The organism is Paenibacillus sp. sgz302190, from assembly GCF_059820445.1.
Window position 1 is genome coordinate 69,290 of record NZ_JBZYAO010000004.1, and the last position, 16,260, is coordinate 85,549.

17 protein-coding genes are annotated in these 16,260 nt (G+C 46.0%); 15 read left to right on the top strand and 2 right to left on the bottom strand.

Annotation, left to right across the window (positions count from 1 at the left end; genetic code table 11):
- The first annotated feature begins 21 nt into the window (after positions 1–21).
- From AC6RNO_RS07005 to AC6RNO_RS07025, 5 genes are all read left to right on the top strand, one after another.
- Positions 22–486, top strand: coding sequence for a MarR family winged helix-turn-helix transcriptional regulator (locus AC6RNO_RS07005; protein ID WP_474682733.1), 465 nt, complete (start codon positions 22–24; stop codon positions 484–486).
- 154 nt (positions 487–640) lie between these two features.
- Complete coding sequence (locus AC6RNO_RS07010) at positions 641–868, top strand: DUF896 domain-containing protein (RefSeq protein ID WP_474682732.1); 228 nt, start codon at positions 641–643, stop codon at positions 866–868.
- A gap of 82 nt (positions 869–950) precedes the next feature.
- Entirely contained in the window at positions 951–1,901 is a 951-nt protein-coding gene (locus AC6RNO_RS07015; protein WP_497105039.1) for a VOC family protein, read from the top strand.
- Between the two features lie 41 nt (positions 1,902–1,942).
- Positions 1,943–2,554, top strand: a complete 612-nt coding sequence (locus AC6RNO_RS07020; protein ID WP_497105040.1) for a flavin reductase — start codon at positions 1,943–1,945, stop codon at positions 2,552–2,554.
- Positions 2,555–2,626: 72 nt separating this feature from the next.
- The gene (locus AC6RNO_RS07025; RefSeq protein WP_488435800.1) at positions 2,627–3,715 is read left to right on the top strand and encodes a low temperature requirement protein A; all 1,089 of its coding nucleotides are present in this window, start codon (positions 2,627–2,629) and stop codon (positions 3,713–3,715) included.
- Positions 3,716–3,787: 72 nt separating this feature from the next.
- Here AC6RNO_RS07025 and AC6RNO_RS07030 read toward each other — a convergent pair whose 3' ends face one another.
- The gene (locus AC6RNO_RS07030; RefSeq protein WP_497105041.1) at positions 3,788–4,552 is read right to left on the bottom strand and encodes an SDR family oxidoreductase; all 765 of its coding nucleotides are present in this window, start codon (positions 4,550–4,552) and stop codon (positions 3,788–3,790) included.
- Between the two features lie 337 nt (positions 4,553–4,889).
- Between AC6RNO_RS07030 and AC6RNO_RS07035 the strand changes: the two genes are divergently transcribed.
- The 8 genes from AC6RNO_RS07035 to AC6RNO_RS07070 all read left to right on the top strand — a co-directional run bounded on the left by AC6RNO_RS07035 (position 4,890) and on the right by AC6RNO_RS07070 (position 13,037).
- A complete protein-coding gene (locus AC6RNO_RS07035) occupies positions 4,890–6,215 on the top strand; it encodes an extracellular solute-binding protein (RefSeq protein WP_497105042.1) in 1,326 nt (441 codons plus the stop codon).
- 117 nt (positions 6,216–6,332) lie between these two features.
- Complete coding sequence (locus AC6RNO_RS07040) at positions 6,333–7,217, top strand: carbohydrate ABC transporter permease (RefSeq protein ID WP_488435802.1); 885 nt, start codon at positions 6,333–6,335, stop codon at positions 7,215–7,217.
- Entirely contained in the window at positions 7,217–8,059 is an 843-nt protein-coding gene (locus AC6RNO_RS07045) for an ABC transporter permease subunit (RefSeq protein ID WP_497105043.1), read from the top strand. Before AC6RNO_RS07040 ends, AC6RNO_RS07045 begins: the two co-directional genes overlap by 1 nt.
- 50 nt (positions 8,060–8,109) lie before the next feature.
- A complete protein-coding gene (locus AC6RNO_RS07050) occupies positions 8,110–9,069 on the top strand; it encodes a sugar kinase (protein WP_474682724.1) in 960 nt (319 codons plus the stop codon).
- 12 nt (positions 9,070–9,081) lie between these two features.
- Complete coding sequence (hxlA, locus tag AC6RNO_RS07055) at positions 9,082–9,717, top strand: 3-hexulose-6-phosphate synthase (protein WP_497105044.1); 636 nt, start codon at positions 9,082–9,084, stop codon at positions 9,715–9,717.
- Positions 9,714–10,268: a 6-phospho-3-hexuloisomerase gene (gene hxlB, locus AC6RNO_RS07060; RefSeq protein ID WP_488435805.1), complete on the top strand. Its 555-nt coding sequence runs from the start codon at positions 9,714–9,716 to the stop codon at positions 10,266–10,268. Before hxlA ends, hxlB begins: the two co-directional genes overlap by 4 nt.
- A gap of 43 nt (positions 10,269–10,311) precedes the next feature.
- On the top strand, positions 10,312–11,949 hold the full coding sequence (locus tag AC6RNO_RS07065; protein ID WP_497105045.1) for a hypothetical protein: 1,638 nt from the start codon (positions 10,312–10,314) through the stop codon (positions 11,947–11,949).
- Between the two features lie 71 nt (positions 11,950–12,020).
- Positions 12,021–13,037: a substrate-binding domain-containing protein gene (locus AC6RNO_RS07070; protein ID WP_497105046.1), complete on the top strand. Its 1,017-nt coding sequence runs from the start codon at positions 12,021–12,023 to the stop codon at positions 13,035–13,037.
- Positions 13,038–13,168: 131 nt separating this feature from the next.
- Here the strand turns inward: AC6RNO_RS07070 and AC6RNO_RS07075 are convergent, their stop codons facing one another.
- Positions 13,169–14,080 carry a Fic family protein gene (locus tag AC6RNO_RS07075; RefSeq protein ID WP_497105047.1) on the bottom strand — a complete coding sequence of 304 codons (912 nt, stop codon included), beginning with the start codon at positions 14,078–14,080 and terminating at the stop codon, positions 13,169–13,171.
- Positions 14,081–14,352: 272 nt separating this feature from the next.
- Here AC6RNO_RS07075 and AC6RNO_RS07080 point away from each other — a divergent pair, with 272 nt between their 5' ends.
- Positions 14,353–15,177, top strand: a complete 825-nt coding sequence (locus AC6RNO_RS07080; RefSeq protein ID WP_474682718.1) for an ABC transporter permease — start codon at positions 14,353–14,355, stop codon at positions 15,175–15,177.
- Positions 15,178–15,191: 14 nt separating this feature from the next.
- Entirely contained in the window at positions 15,192–16,232 is a 1,041-nt protein-coding gene (locus tag AC6RNO_RS07085; protein ID WP_474682717.1) for an ABC transporter ATP-binding protein, read from the top strand.
- The last annotated feature ends 28 nt before the right edge of the window (positions 16,233–16,260 follow it).

Here is a 16,260-nt window from a genome sequence, read left to right on the forward strand (position 1 = left end):
TTATATTTGTTAGGGGAAACTATGGCGGAACATACTAAAGACAAAAATACTGCGAGAGTGCAGTTGGAACTGAAGCTGGGTGAACAGCTAAGTGCACTTATTAGCGCCGCGCATGCACTCAATGTCAGAGCTGCGGCACGTTTCGATTCATCACTGCAACCCGCGGCTTTCCTTATTGTCCGTTGGTTGTATTCATTCGGCCCGACAAGTGCCACAGCTTTAGCGGAATCGACGGCTATGGACCGCAGTTCGGTTAGCCGACTCGTCAATCATCTCAAGCGCTTGGGTTATGTGAAAAGCGAACCCTCTCCCGAAGACCGTAGAGGAGTACTATTATCTTTGACTGAGCTTGGACGACAAAAGACTGTGGATGCTCTAAAAGAGAAAGAATCCGTGTTCTATGAATGCGTTTCAGAATGGAATGACGGCCAACTTGAAAATTTTATTGAGATGCTCAGGCACTTCAACGGTCATGGTCGCGGATAACGAGATTAGTTATTAAGATTGGTGGCGGACCGCAGACTTTTTCTTTTTTTGCATTAAGTATTGACATGGATAAGAAAATGTTTTATCTTAATATTAAGATATTCGATTTGAAGATATCTCAACCAAAGACATTTTTGAATAAGGAGGTAAAAATATGCTTACAATATTAGAAAGAATTAATCAGCTTTCAAAAAAGGCAAAAGAAGTCGGATTAACTGAAATTGAAAAAACGGAACAAACCGATCTTCGCAAGGAATACCTCCAAATATTTCGGGGTACTATAAAAAGCACGCTCTTGCAGGTCACCGTTTATGATCCAAATGGAGATGATGTGACTCCTGAAAGACTAAAAAAAGAACAGGCCAAAATAGTTCAACAATGAACTCCATTTTGCAAAATATCTTAATTTTAAGAATCTTCGATTGAAAATAATTTAAATAATGATTTTTAGAGGAGGATTTCATATGTCACTTCAAACTACAGGTATCCATCATATCACTGCTTTTGCCGGTAATCCGCAGGAAAATGTCGACTTCTATGCCGGTATCCTCGGACTCCGGTTAGTGAAAAAAACGATCAACTTCGATGCCCCGGAAGTTTACCATTTGTACTTCGGCAACGAGGCGGGAAGCCCCGGCACCATCATTACGTTCTTCCCCGCAGCGGGCTCGCCCAAAGGGCGAATCGGAGGCGGCCAGGTGGGCATTACCTCGTATGTGATACCGCCGGACTCGCTTGATTTTTGGCACAATCGTTTGCAAAGCTTTGGCATTCAGGTTACGAGAACGAGCCGGTTCTCCGAACAATATCTTCAATTCGAGGATAATGAAGGTTTGCGCCTAGAGCTTGTCGAACGTGAAGAGGGGGCGAACAGCACCTGGTCTTTCGGCGGCGTTCCGGCCGATAAAGCCATCAAGGGGTTTGGAGGCGCCGTGCTGTTCAGCGTCAACCCGCCCAAAACGATGGATGCGCTGGAAAACATACTCGGATTTACGAAAGTCGATGAGGATGCCGAATATGCCCGTTATCGGTCCACAGGAGAAATCGGCAACGTCGTCGACGTTCCGCTCGCCAAAATGGAGTTCGGCGTGGGCGGAGCAGGCACGGTACACCATATTGCATGGCGTGCGAAAGATTTCGAACAGCATGAAGAATGGAGAAGTACAGTTCAAAATTACGGCTATCAGCCGACTCGGGTCATAGACCGCCAATATTTTAATGCGATATACTTTAGAGAAGCAGGCGGCATACTATTTGAAATCGCTACGGATCCACCTGGATTTGTTAACGATGAGCCTGCAGAGACTCTAGGACAAAAACTCATGCTGCCAAACTGGTTTGAACCGCATCGCGCTGAGATCGAAGCGAACCTGCATCCCATCGAAGTGAGAACATTAACGGCAAAACAAGAGTGAACAAATCTTTTAAAAGAATAGAAAGTGACGGTGGATAACTAATGGCATCTATTGATCCAACCACTCAAAGCGATCAGGAAAATTATAAGCTGCTGATTGGCAGTATCGTACCCAGACCGATCGCTTTGGTGACTACGCTTTCCAAGGAAGGGGTGCTCAATGCCGCTCCTTTCAGTTTCTTTTCGATTGTATCCAGTGCGCCGCCCCTAATTTCGGTGTCCGTTCAACGAAAACAAGGGGTAATGAAGGATACGTCAAGGAATGCGACGGAGACCGGAGCTTTCGTCATCCATATCACGGACGAATCGATTATAGATAAAGTGAACGAAACGGCTGCTAACTTGCCCCCGGACGAAAGCGAGGTTGCGAGAGCAGGTTTCACGCCGATAGCGAGTGAAGCGATTGTTGTGCCGGGTTTGAAAGAGGCCAAAATTCGCATGGAATGCCTGCTGGAACAAGCGATGCCAATCGGCGGTACCGGCGAACAGCCCGCTTGCGATTTGCTTATTGGGCGAGTTGTTCGCTTCCATATCGCGGATGAAATTTATGAGAACGGACATATCGATCCGGGCAAATTGGCTCCTGTCAGTCGGATGGCAGGCAGTTATTATGCCAAACTAGGCTCCCTGTTTTCCATGGAGCGTCCTAAGTGAGCAGTTCTCATAGGCCGCGGCGAGGCAGCTTGCTTTTCCAGTAAATAAGATCCCGAGGGAGTTTTGACGGTTATGGTTGAGAAAAAGGTTACCTGGCTGGAGCTTTTTTATGATCTGCTTTTTGTAGCAGCCGTTTCAAAAGCAAATCATGTCTTGCTGCACGCCGACCACGGGGCCATCCCTATTGAATATTTAAGTAAATTCGTATTGATTTTTATTCCGATCTGGTGGGGATGGGTGGGTCAAACTCTCTTTATAAATCGGTTCGGCCAAGATATCGCCAGTCACAGGATATTCCTCATCCTTCAGCTGTTTTTTGTTTTAATCATGACAGCAAGCCTATCCGTTAATTTTGATCAATATTACATTCCTTTTTTTATTGGTTATATAGGTTCGAGGGCATTGACAGCCATTCAATATCTTACGGTACACAAAGCAAAAAGCGCGCATCAGCAGCGGACCGCTAAATATTTGGGAATTTGCTTTTTGATAGGAATATTGATATCTGCTTGTTCGCTGTTCTTTGACTCATGGATCCGATACGTCATTTTGTATGCCGGAATCGTTGTAGATACGATACTGCCTTTAATCGGGCGGCGGCACCTGGTAAAAGCACCCATACACACCCATCACTTATTGGAACGTTTTGCCTTGTTTACCCTCATTCTGCTTGGTGAATCCGTGATCAGTATCATTGCTGTTTTGCAGTTCAGTAACTGGAATTTGCCATCTATTTTATTTGTCAGTTTTACATGTGTATTAGTTATCGCAATGTGGTGGCAGTATTTCGAGAATGTGGAGAAGAAAGTAAGCAAAGAGATGCAGACAGCCGGCCAAACGATTATTTATGGCCATTTATTCATCTATTTATCCATGAGCACGTTGGCTGCTTCGATCCAGCTGTTGTATCTGGAACAACTAAATTATTCGTTCATGCTGGGTTTCGTATTTGGGTCTGTGCTGCTTTATTTTTTATCTACGTCTCTGGTTTTTCACCGGTACAGACATCAACATCTGCGGTTGAAGCCCTATCATTTGGCGATATTACTAGGGGTTATTGGAAGTTTTATAGCGCTAGACTTGCTCTATCATGTGCCTAATTATGCAATCGCCGGAGAAATGATGGTGTTCTTTATCGTATATGCGAAATTAACGACATGAGCGGATGCAAAGCCCTTATAAAAAAAACGGGTTCAAAAACCTGGCATCGGCCAGGCTTTCGAACTCGTTTTTTTATAAGTGAGATCCGCCGCTTGCATCAATGAGTTGACCGGTTACCCAACGGCTGTCCGATGAGGCGAGGAAAGCGGCAATATCCGCCACATCTTCAGGCTCCCCCCACCTGTTGAAGGTTGAAAGACCGGCGGCATATTTCTGTCCATTGGGATCTTGCAGCGTCCCGGCATTCATTTCTGTATTAATAATACCAGGCTGGATGGCGTTTACCGTAATATTACGGCTCCCAAGATTGCGAGCCAGGGCAAGCGTAAGTGTGTCGATTGCGCCCTTCGACATGCTATAGGCGAAAACGCTAGGGGAGGCTGCTCGTGTAACAAACGATGAGAGGTTGATAATGCGGCCCTCATCTTTCAGACGCGGCAAAGCTTGCTGGATAACAAAAAGCGGCGCTTTGACATTCATGTTCATGACTTCGTCAAAAGATGCTTCCGTCGTCTCTTCAATGCTTATAATTTGCCCGATTCCGGCGTTATTCACAAGAATATCAAACCGATTATCGCCTGTGCGATTCCGAAGGGCGCCATCCAATGCCGCATATAAATTGTGAATGCCGTTAAGCGTACTTAAGTCAGCGCCGATCGTGAATGCGGAACCTCCATTTTGTTCAATTTGAAGAACCACTTCCTCTGCTTCATGCTGTCTCTTTCCATAATGCACTGCGACTAATACGCCGTCCTGTGCCAGACGCAGCGCAATGCCGCGACCGATCCCCCTGCTTGCACCGGTTACTAAAGCGATTTTGCCATTCAACTTACTCATGCTCTCATCTCCTTGTTTGAAATTCATGTTAGTTATATCACGAGGCGACATTTGCAATGTTGCTTTCTCATTCGGGAATTAGAACAGTCGAAAAATAAAGATTTTTGTTGTAAAATAGCGAAACATATAGTACTATCGATTCATAAACCGATTTAGTAAATCGGTTTATGAATCGATAGTACATAACAAGTCGTCCAATTCGGCGCTACTGCCGTATCGTATCTGGAAGCGATTTCCCGGCAGACGAATCTTAGGAGGTGATTAAGAGCTGTGCATCTTAGTTAACATCCCGGTTGTTGAGGAGATTTGACATGTTAATCAAAAGGGAGGACAAAAAGTGAAAACGTTCACTTACGCAAAACCGTTAGTTTTAGTGACAGCATTATCTATGGTTCTTGCCGCATGCGGCGGCGGCAATAGTTCAAGCGGTTCGGAGAGCAAAGGAACCGGTGGCAATACTAACGCCAGCGACTCAAGTAAACCTGTTAAAATTTCGTTCCTGAATTCGAAAGGGCAGATCCAGGCGGCAGCCGAGGAAGCTGCGAAAGAGTTCACCAAAGCAAATCCTAATATTACAGTGGAAGTATTGACAGTGGCAAGCGGCCAGTCTCCGTTCGAGAGGGCATCTGTGTTGTATGCATCAGGCAATCCTGCAACACTGAACATGCTGGATGCAGGCGACATTGTTAAATTTCAAGATAAGGCTCTCGATTTATCCGGAGAACAATGGGTGAAAGACCTCGCGCAGCCTAATCAGCTCGACGGAAAAACGCTAGCTTTCCCGTTTGCAGTAGAAGGCTACGGGCTTGTCTACAACAAAAAAGTTCTAGATAAGGCAGTCGGCGGCACATTCGATCCCTCCACAATTAACTCCGCCTCTGCACTGGAAGCGCTCTTTAAAAAGATTGAGGCTTCCGGAACTGCGCCATTGATCATCGGCGCCATGCCATGGTCTTTGGGCAATCATTTTATCCCGATTACGTATGCTTCTCAACCGAAAGGCGATGTTAACGCGGTCTTGAACGATTTAAGAGCCGGTAATGCAAAGCTGGCCGACAATGCTGTGTTCAACGGTTTGCTTGATACTTTTGATATGATGAAAAAGTATAACAAACGGAAAGGCGATCCGCTCGTTGTAACCGCTGATGATATTGCTGCCGCCGTAGCAAAAGGCGAGGCAGGAATTACATTCAACGGAAACTGGATGATCAGCCAATTGGATAGCGTGCAACCGAACGGGGAGTACGGCTTCATACCGGTTCCGACCAGCAATGACGCAGCCGATAAAAAGAACGCTTCGATCCCGGTGGGCGCCACGAAACAAATATTTATAGATAAAACGGCAGCTACGCCAGCTCAACAGGAAGCGGCCAAGAAATTTTTGAATTGGATCGTATATGAAGGAGCAGGTCAAGATTTCTTGGTCAATAAAGCAAACATTCTTCCCGCTTTCAAAAATATTAAGCTGGAACCTAAAGATTCACTTGCCAAATCAATCAAAACATATATGAATGCCGGCAATACGCTTCAATTCGGTGCCAATTATGTACCTGGCGATCACTCCAAAGTGATTGGCGCATCCATGCAAAAATATCTTGCCGGCGAGTCCGACCGCGCTGGATTAATCAAAGAAATCGAAGGGTACTGGAAGGATAAAAAGTAGTTATCTTTTTCAGTCAAGTCCACTGCGATAAGCAGCAAAAGGCGATGGATGAGAAGCGGTTCGCTTCCATCCGTCGGCTTTCCGAAGTTAAATCAATGAGAGCGGAGTAGATCCCAATTGATCTCAGAAAAAAGTCTAACTAAAAAGATAGGCAACCAACTTTTTTATACCGGACCGGCGACATTGATCTTTTTCATGGTGATGATCGTTCCATTTCTTTATGGTATTTATTTGACATTTTTTAAGTGGGATGGCATTTCGCCCAATATGCCGTTTGTGGGATTTGAAAACTATATCGGGGTTTTTCATGATGCAAAATTTTGGAAATCGATGTGGATTACCATTAAATATGTCATCGCCACGGTTTTTCTAATAAATGCAGTAGGGTTTTTATTAGCTTACTTGGTAGTGTCAGGGATCAAAAGTCAAAGTTTCTTTCGTGCGGCATTTTTCACACCAAGCTTAATTGGCGGTTTGGTTCTAGGATTTCTGTGGCAATTTCTATTCAATAACTTCTTCGTAAATATCGGCACTAAATACGGGCTCGCTCTATTAAGCAAATCTTGGTTGGGCAGCGCGGATAAAGCGTTCTGGGCTTTGGTCATCGTCACCGTATGGCATTATGCAGGCTATATGATGGTTATTTTTATCGCCGGCCTTATGAATGTCCCCAAAGATATTCTGGAGGCATCGACAATCGACGGTACAAGCAGATGGCAGCAGCTTATCCATATGACACTCCCCTTGATGGTTCCTTCGTTTATTGTGACGATCTTCCTTTCTTTGCAGAGAGGCTTCATGGTTTATGATTTGAATTATTCCTTAACCGAAGGCGGTCCCTTTGGAAGTACGGTGTTTGTTTCTATGCATGTATTCGACAAAGCGTTTAGAAGCTACGATTACGGCATGGGACAAGCGGAGGCATTTGTGCTGTTCTTCATTGTTGCAGCTGTAACGATTATGCAGGTATATTTCAGCAAGAAAAAGGAGGTCGAAATATAATGGAGACCCGCCTCCTTGCCCGGCAGGTGTCGATTTATTTGATAGTTGTAGCGGCGCTGATATTTAGCATGCTTCCATTTGTTCTGCTTTTGATTAACTCCTTCAAAACGAATGCGCAAATTTTGGCTTCACCCTTTAGTCTGCCTGCAACCTTAGATTTCATAAATTTTAAAATGGCCATCCAGCAAATGAATTATTTTAGGAGTTTTATCAATACAGTCATCATTACATTCAGCAGCGTACTGATCATATTGCTGTTCTCGTCCATGACGGCTCATTATTTTGTAAGAAATAAATCGAAGTTGAACAGCACCCTGTTCTTGCTGATGGTGTCAGCGATGATTATTCCGTTTCAAGCGATTATGATCCCGCTGGTCAGTATTTATGGAAAGATGTTTGGCTGGATAACCGCAATGCCGCAGCCAACTTTGATTTTCATGTATATCGGATTCGGCACTCCGCTGGCCGTGTTCATCTATCATGGATTTATCAAAAGCGTTCCGCTTGAGTTGGAACAAGCAGCCCAAATAGATGGGTGCAATCGTCATCAAACATTTTTCAAGGTTGTGTTCCCGATCTTGCGTCCTACTTCCGTGACGATCGCGATTTTGCATATTTTATGGATCTGGAACGATTTCTTATTGCCGTTAATTGTTCTTCAAAATGCGGGCAAAGAGAACCGTACATTGCCACTGGCGATACAAGTGTTCAAGGATATTTATTCCACGGATTATGCCAAATTTTTGCCGGGTATTTTATTGATTACTTTGCCTGTCTTACTCATCTATCTTTTTGCTCAACGATACATCATTCAAGGCGTTATGCAAGGAGCTGTTAAGTAAAGCTAAGAAGTTTGACAAACAACAATTTTGCACAGAAAAGAGAGATCATTTTGGATAAGAGTCTGGATGTCATTACAATAGGAGACGGCATGGTGACAATGAACCCTAAGAGCAAAGGGCCGCTGCGCTATGTCGCTGATTTCGAACGCAAAGTTGGCGGGGCCGAATTAAACCTGGCGATCGGTTGCGCCCGATTAGGCATGAAAGCAGGGTGGATTAGCCGGCTTGGCGATGATGAATTCGGCAGGTACATTTATAATTTTGCAAGAGGCGAAGGCATCGATGTGTCCAATGTCAGGTTGATGGAGGGATTCACCACATCGGTAAATTTCAAAGAGATATGGGAAGACGGCGCCGGGCGCACATTTTACTACAGGACGAATTCGCCTACGCTTACGATGAAAGCTGAAGATTTGCCGTTGGAAGACATCAAAAACTCCAGAATTCTTCACATAACCGGCGTATTCTCGGCAATCCGTCAAAACGATATGTCCGTCATTCACAAGGCGATAGAGACGGCGAAAAACAATAATGTCTTAGTGGCATTCGATCCGAATATCCGTTTGAAACTTTGGTCGAAAGAAGAGGCAAGACAATGCCTCACGCAATTGCTTCCCTACGTCGACATTTTGCTTACGGGCGAAGAAGAAGCCGAATTTTTGCTTGGCATCAGTGATCTGGATGAGATGATACGGAAATTTACGGAGTACGGAATTGGCCGTATTGCAATCAAACAAGGATCTGCCGGCAGTGTAGGTTATTATGAGGGGCTAAAGATTAACATGCCTGCCGTAAAAGTAAATACGATCGCAGATACTGTCGGGGCCGGCGACGGATTTGACGCGGGTTTCCTGTTGGGAATCGTAAGAGGATGGCCGCTTGAAAGAACGCTGACTTTTGCGAATACAGTGGGATCCATGGTTGTAAGCGTATCGGGAGATAATGAGGGGCTTCCGTATTATGAAGAGGTTTTGCAAAAACTTGGGGTAAGAGAGTTTATTGAACGATAAGAGGGTGTTAGCTTGAAGCTGCAATTGGCATTGGATCGGTTGACGCGGCAGGAATGTCTGGAAATCGTCGAAGAAGTGAAGGATCTGATCGATATCATCGAGATTGGAACCGGGGTTATCAAGCAATATGGAGTAGACATCATTTCAGATTTGAAGCGGAGATACCCCGATAAGACAATGTTGGCCGACATGAAGACTTGCGATGCGGGAAAGCACGAGACGGTGCAAGCTTTGTCCGCTGGAGCCGACATTTCGACGGTGATGGCATTCTCAGCCGAACAAACAATCAAGGATGCGTTGGAAGCAGCCCGTTTATCGGGCGGACAAGTCATGATCGATTTGTTGGGGATACAGGACACGGGTTCAATCGCCCGATTGTATGAACAGGGAGCCCGCCTCTTCTCCGTACATATAGGAAAAGACATGCAAGGACAACAGGGAGCAGGGTTACGGGAAGCGGAAATGATTTCGTTCCTGCATACTCTGGAGGGGATCGATTTTGCGTATGCAGGGGGAATAACGGCTGATTCCATAGAACGAATAGTCCAATATAAACCGGCTATCGTTATTGTCGGAAGTGCCATTACGGGATCCGCTCATCGAAGAGAGATAGCCGAAACCATCAGAAAGAAGATGATCCGATTATGAAAAATTTGCTTGTCCAAATGAATAGCGAAGTTGCCGCGGTATTAGATCGAGTGAGCGAAACGGAGTTTGCAGCTTTTGGCAAAAGAATGAAAGGGGCTTCCAGAATTTTCGTTGCGGGCGAGGGCCGGTCCGGATTAATGGGGAAAGCTTTTGCCATGCGTCTTATGCATGCAGGTTTCAACGCATTTGTGGTTGGCGAAACGATTACACCGAGTATTCGCCCGGAGGATGTGCTGGTGGCGATCTCCGGTTCAGGAACTACGGAAGCCGTTCATTTATACGCAAGTCAAGCGAAAAAGACCGGAGCATCCGTCTTGCTCATCACGACCAATCGGAACTCGAAAATTGCGGAGTACAGCGATCTTGTCTTAAGAATTCCGGCTGCGACCAAATTAAGGCTGGAAGATGAGCCGCCTACGATTCAGCCGCTCGGCAATCAGTTCGACCAAAGTTTGCACATGCTGCTTGATGCCGTGGTTATCGACATTTTGGATGAAACGGGCGATGCAAGTTACAAAGAGATGGCGCGGCGCCATTCGAATTTGCAATGAGGATGAGGCTGACGGTTATCGGCATGCGAAAGGAAGTTATCCAATGAAATTGTATAATAATATCATTCTGCCGGACGAATGGCCGCCCAAATACGAAGAGGTCGCTCTGGATAAACCGCTGCCGTCGGATTATAAGGCGTATTGGCCGGAGGTCGTGAATATTTCGATCGGAAGGCAATTGTTCGTCGATAGTTTTGTCATTGAGGCCACGGATTTGACGACCCAATATCATCAGCCTGTTCTTATGGACCAGCCTGTATTTGAACCGGAAACTCCGCTTGAAATGAACGATGGATACTGTTCGTGCGCATGCCCTTTCAATGACGGCATTTTTTATGACGACACCAATAAGAAGTTTAAAATGTGGTACCAGGCGGGCTGGTTCGACGGGGTCGGTTACGCGGAAAGCGATGACGGAATCCATTGGAAGCGATTGTCGGAACTGTACCCGGACAGGCAGGACGACAGAGTGATCCCGTATGAATCCGGAGCGCTCCGCGACGGGGCGGCCGTATGGATCGATTACGAGGCTTCAGATCCAAGCGAGAAATACAAAATGCTAGTATTTTTCCGGAAATATGATTTTGAAGTGAAATATTATCACAGGATGCCGAAGCATTTTCATGATATTCCCGGCTCTGTCCCGCCTATTGAGGTCATCAAATTGTATAAGTCGGCAAACGGCATCGATTGGACCGAGATGGGGGAAACGACCCTTGCCGGAGACAATTCCACATTTTTTCATAACCCGTTTACGAAAAAATGGGCTTTCAGTTTGCGAACATTCTCTTCATTAGATAGCCGGGTAAGGACAAGAGGCTACTATGAAACGGATGATTTCTTCCGGGGCTCGAAGTGGAAGAGCGAGGAAGTCCGCTTTTGGTCAAGAACAGATATTTATGATTCTCCCGATCCGAAGCTGGGTTACTATACACAATTATATAATTTGGATGCAACCCCTTATGAAAGTATGATGCTAGGTGTTTACAGCGTATTTATGGGACCGCCTAACCCTATTTGCGAGCTTACCAAAATGCCCAAAATCAATGACCTGAAATTGGCTTACAGCAGAGACGGCTTTCATTGGGACCGGCCTACTTATGACAATTTTATTTCGTCTTCGCGTGAAGCGGGTACATGGAATTACGGATATGCGCATTCGCCTAATGGCGTGTGCCTCGTTGTAGGGGATGAATTATATTTTTACGTATCTTTTTTCTCCGGTCAATCTCCTAATTTCGGTACCCATGAATATTCGGGAGGCAGTGTGGGACTGGCCAAGCTGCGAAGAGACGGTTTCGCCTCATTGACCGATGAAGGAAAAGGCGGGTATGTCACAACCAAGAAAATGGAGTTCAATGGTAAATATTTGTTCGTGAATGTCGACTCAACCGAAGGTGCAATCTATGCCGAGCTCCTGGATGAGGAGTCCAACGTCATAGACGGGTATTCCAAGTCGGATTGCATCCCGGTTACAACGGATAGTACGAGTGCACAAATCAAATGGAGAGATCGGGCGCTGGAAGAGTTGAATCACAGCATCATACGGGTACGTTTTTATTTGGAGAATTCGCAATTCTACGCTTTCTGGATTTCTGCGGATCTTGAAGGACACAGCAACGGATATATGGCTGCCGGCGGACCTTCTTTCCGGCATGGCGTCGATACAAAGGTTGATTAAGAAATTAACGTAATGTTAATATAGGTCTAAAAAACGAATGGATATTGGCTCTGAGTGAGGGGGTGACCAACATGATTAAAGGTAAGAAAGCTACGCTCTTCGACGTTGCGGAAACGGCCAAAGTATCGAAAAGCACCGTCTCGCAGTATCTAAATCAAAGATACGAATATATGTCGGCCGAGACAAAAATGAGAATTCAACAGACCATAGAAGCACTGGGGTACCAGCCCAATGTTCTTGCCAGAAGTCTGAAACAAAAAACAACCTCGACGATAGGGGTTATCGTAGCGAATCTGCTGCATCGGTTTTCGACTGAGATCACTCGAGCGATAGAAGACTACTGCCATGCACATGATTACCATGTTATTGTTTGTAATACGGATGAAGATCCGTCCAAGGAAAAGAAGTACATCGATATGTTAAAAGCTAAACAAGTGGACGGATTGATTATCATACCTACCTGCCAAAACAATGAAGTTTACGAGCAGCTCGTGAGTGAACATTTTCCGGTCGTTTTTTTGGATCGAAAAGTTGAAGAACTGCCGATCAATATGGTCGTGATGGATAATATTCATTCCGCCTACACTTGCACTTCTCATTTAATAAGCAGAGGCCATAAGCAGATTGCCATCATCACGCCTCCGCTCAATATCAGCACGCGGTCCGAACGGATTCAAGGATATAAGGCCGCGCTTCAAGACCATGAGATTACGTTCGACAAAAACTATGCCAGAAGCGTGAATATCAATGAGGTCACCCGGCAGTTGGATGAATTGTTTCAATTGGAAAAGCCTCCGACGGCTTTGTTAGCCGGTAACGATTTGGTTCTCATGGAAATTTTGCCTTATTTGCTTGAAAAAAATATCCGTGTTCCGGATGATTTGGCATTAGCCGTGATCGATGATGTCAATTTTGCCGATTTTGTCAGCCCTCCATTGACCACTTTCAAGCATCCGTCGGTGGAAATGGCGAATAAAGCCGCCGAATTAATGCTCGGCCAAATCAAATCAAGAGAACTGCCGGACATAGGCTCAAATGTCATTTCCTTTACCGGCAAATTACAAGTAAGAAAATCGTGCGGCGCTTAGAGCGCAAATGCGACGTTCCTCATCGCAATTCGCTATGTTACAACTGCGAAACCTGTAGTATCCTTACCCCCTGAAAGGCAAGCGAGCACTGTGTCCCCAATTGTTCCGGAGGCCAGTGCTCGCTTTCTTGGCTAATCTACGATACAAACGATATATTCTCCGCGGCCGCTTCCTGACTTGATAACGCCCAGGTCTTTAAGCCTTGAAATGTTCTTGGCAATGCTTGAGGGTGAAGCTTCTAAAGTGTTGTCGAACAATTGTCTATGAAATATTTCTCCGTCATTCATTCTACTGATCCATTCGAACATTGTTTTGGCATGCCCTTTGCCCAGTAATTCACGAATATGTTTAATTCTATCGTAACGTTGAAGTTCTTTGAGAACCTTGGTAAGCGATGCGTTGACACACTCCAGATAAAAAACAATAAATGGTTTTAAGTTTCCTTGAGTTGCAGCCATAAGCGTGTCATAGTAATCCTCGATGCGTTTATCAAAGAATTCTTCTACACTGAATGCATCCTTAATCGTGGCAAGATCGTTGTGTATTAAACCGACCAAAGTAGAAAATGCCCGTGCTGTTCTTCCATTACCGTCAGGAAAAGGATGGATATAACCTATTATATGATGGGTGATTCCAGCAATGATCAGGGGATGGATTTTTTTTTCATGGTCAACATGGGTCGTCTCATACGGGTTTGCATATCCGGTCACGCTAGTGTAAAGCCAAGAGAAGTATGCCCGCATGAGACGCGGAACTTCGTTAAATGCCGGAGGCTGGTAACTGATTTGCCCATCGCCATCATGAAGGGCTGCTGGAATATGCCTATATCCTTCAGGATAACCGGTTAAATTACTCATTAAAGTATGTTGTATTTTTTTTAGTACAGGTTCATCCATATCCGAAAAATCTTTGTTTGGATTTAAACTATAAATAAACTCGTAAGTTTCAAAGACGTTTTTTACTTCAATTTGTGCTTTTTGTTTAATGGTCATTGGATTTTTTTTGTAGCTCTGATAAAGCTGCTCAACCTCTCTGAACTCCAACTTATTCTGTTCAATTTTGGTTGTGAAAAATGCCCCTTTTTGCTCTTAACAAATTCATTAAAGTATCTTGAACAGTTCTTAATATTTTAAGCGATTATATTTTACAATCGACGATTAAGCTGTAATAGAGTTCGAGAAACAAGGAGGCACAAAAATACGGATATGAATCGTTTTTGGTCGAAATTGGTATCGATACCAATTTTGGGGGCCAATGCAAAATCAATTGCTTTTCAAATTGGTATCGATACCAATGCAAAAGGAGGTGATTTACGATGAGCTGGTATTTCAAAAGCTTGGGTAAAAGAAAAATTGTTGAGTTTATTATTTTCGCAGTGTTCGTCTTCTTTTTCCTGGGTCCGCTTATCAATCTGGCGCTGCTTGCATTCTCGGGAAAATGGCAGTACCCGGCTGCGCTGCCGCAAAGCTGGTCGCTGGACTGGTGGACATTCGTGCTGTCCCAACCGGAAATTTTGAAGTCGATTAGCTTGTCTTTCCTGATTGCCTTCGTAGTGACGTTACTGTCGATCGCCATCTGCATTCCTGCAGCTTATGCTTTCGCGCGCATTCAATTTCCGCTGAGCAGGTGGTTCCTGTTTTCGTTCCTGTTGACCAACGCTTTTCCGAAAATGGGGTTATACGTGGCCATCGCGGTGCTCTTTTTCAAAATCGGCTTGATGAATACTTTTTTGGGCGTTGTTCTCATTCATGTTATCAATACGTTGATGTATATGACATGGATTCCGGCCGCTTCTTTCAAAAGCGTGCACAAAGCGCAGGAAGAAGCCGCAAGAGATGCAGGGGCCGGGCCGTTTCGCGTCTTCTGGAATATTACGCTGCCGATGGCTCTGCCGGGAATTATCGTGGCTTCGATCTTTACTTTCCTGTCCTCTCTGGATGAAGCGCAGGGAACGTTTATGGTAGGAATGCCCGATTTCAAAACGATGCCGCTGATCATGTACGGAGCGGTGCAAGACTATCCGGCAACGGCCGGTGCCGTGTTTTCCATCATCTTGACGCTGCCGACTATCATTTTGCTGCTGGTATCTCGGCGTTTTGTCAGCGCGGATGTGATGTCCAGCGGCTTCACCATGAAATAGCAAGGAGGCAGGCAATGACTGCTCAAGTTCAATTATCGATTCAAAATTTGTCCAAACGCTACAAAACAGGCGACGGCGTAACGGGGATCTCATTCGATATCCATCGCGGAGAGCTCGTTACTTTGCTGGGCCCGTCCGGCTGCGGGAAAACGACGGTGCTCCGCTCGGTCGGCGGGTTTTTGGAACCTGATTCGGGAGATATCCTGATCGCGGGCAAAAGCGTGCTGCACCTGCCGCCGGAGAAGCGTCCGACCGCCATGGTGTTTCAAAGCTACAATCTGTGGCCGCACATGAACGTCTTCGAGAATCTCGCCTTCGGCTTGAAAATTCGCAAGATGAAGAAGGAGCAGATTCAAGAAGCGGTCGACCGGGCGCTGAAGCTCGTCCGCCTGCCCGGCGCGGAGAAAAAACGGCCGACCGAGCTGTCGGGCGGCCAGCAGCAGCGCGTCGCCGTAGCCAGGGCGCTGCTGCTGGAGCCGGCGGTTCTGCTGCTGGACGAGCCGTTCTCGGCGCTCGACGCGAAATTGCGCGGAGAGCTGCGCGAGGAGCTCCGGGAAATTCAGTCGGCGACGAAGCTGACGATGATGTTCGTCACGCATGATCAGGAAGAGGCGCTGTCGCTGTCTGACCGGATCATCGTCATGAACCGCGGCCGCATCGAGCAATCCGATTCGCCTCAAGCTATTTACGACGCCCCGCAAACGCTGTTCGTCGCCAACTTTATCGGGCGCATGAACATGATGGACGGGGGCGCGCAGAACGGAAGCATTGCGCTGCAAAACCTGCAGCTTGCCGACCCCGGCAGCTTGAGCGGAGATGTCGTCGTCGCTGTCCGGCCGGAGGATGTCAAATGGAATGACGCCTCGCTGCCCGGCCTTGCCGCTACCGTGAAGCAAGTAATGGTTCTCGGACATTATGCCGAAATAACACTGCTGACCGAAGCGGGCATCGTGCGCATGTTCCTTCCGCGGGAACAAGCGCAGGAGCTGACCGGCGGGCAATCGGTTTCGCTTACCTTTTCCAAACATGCCGCTTATCCTAGATCATCGGTTTAACAACGCTTTTCACATACAAGGAGGATGA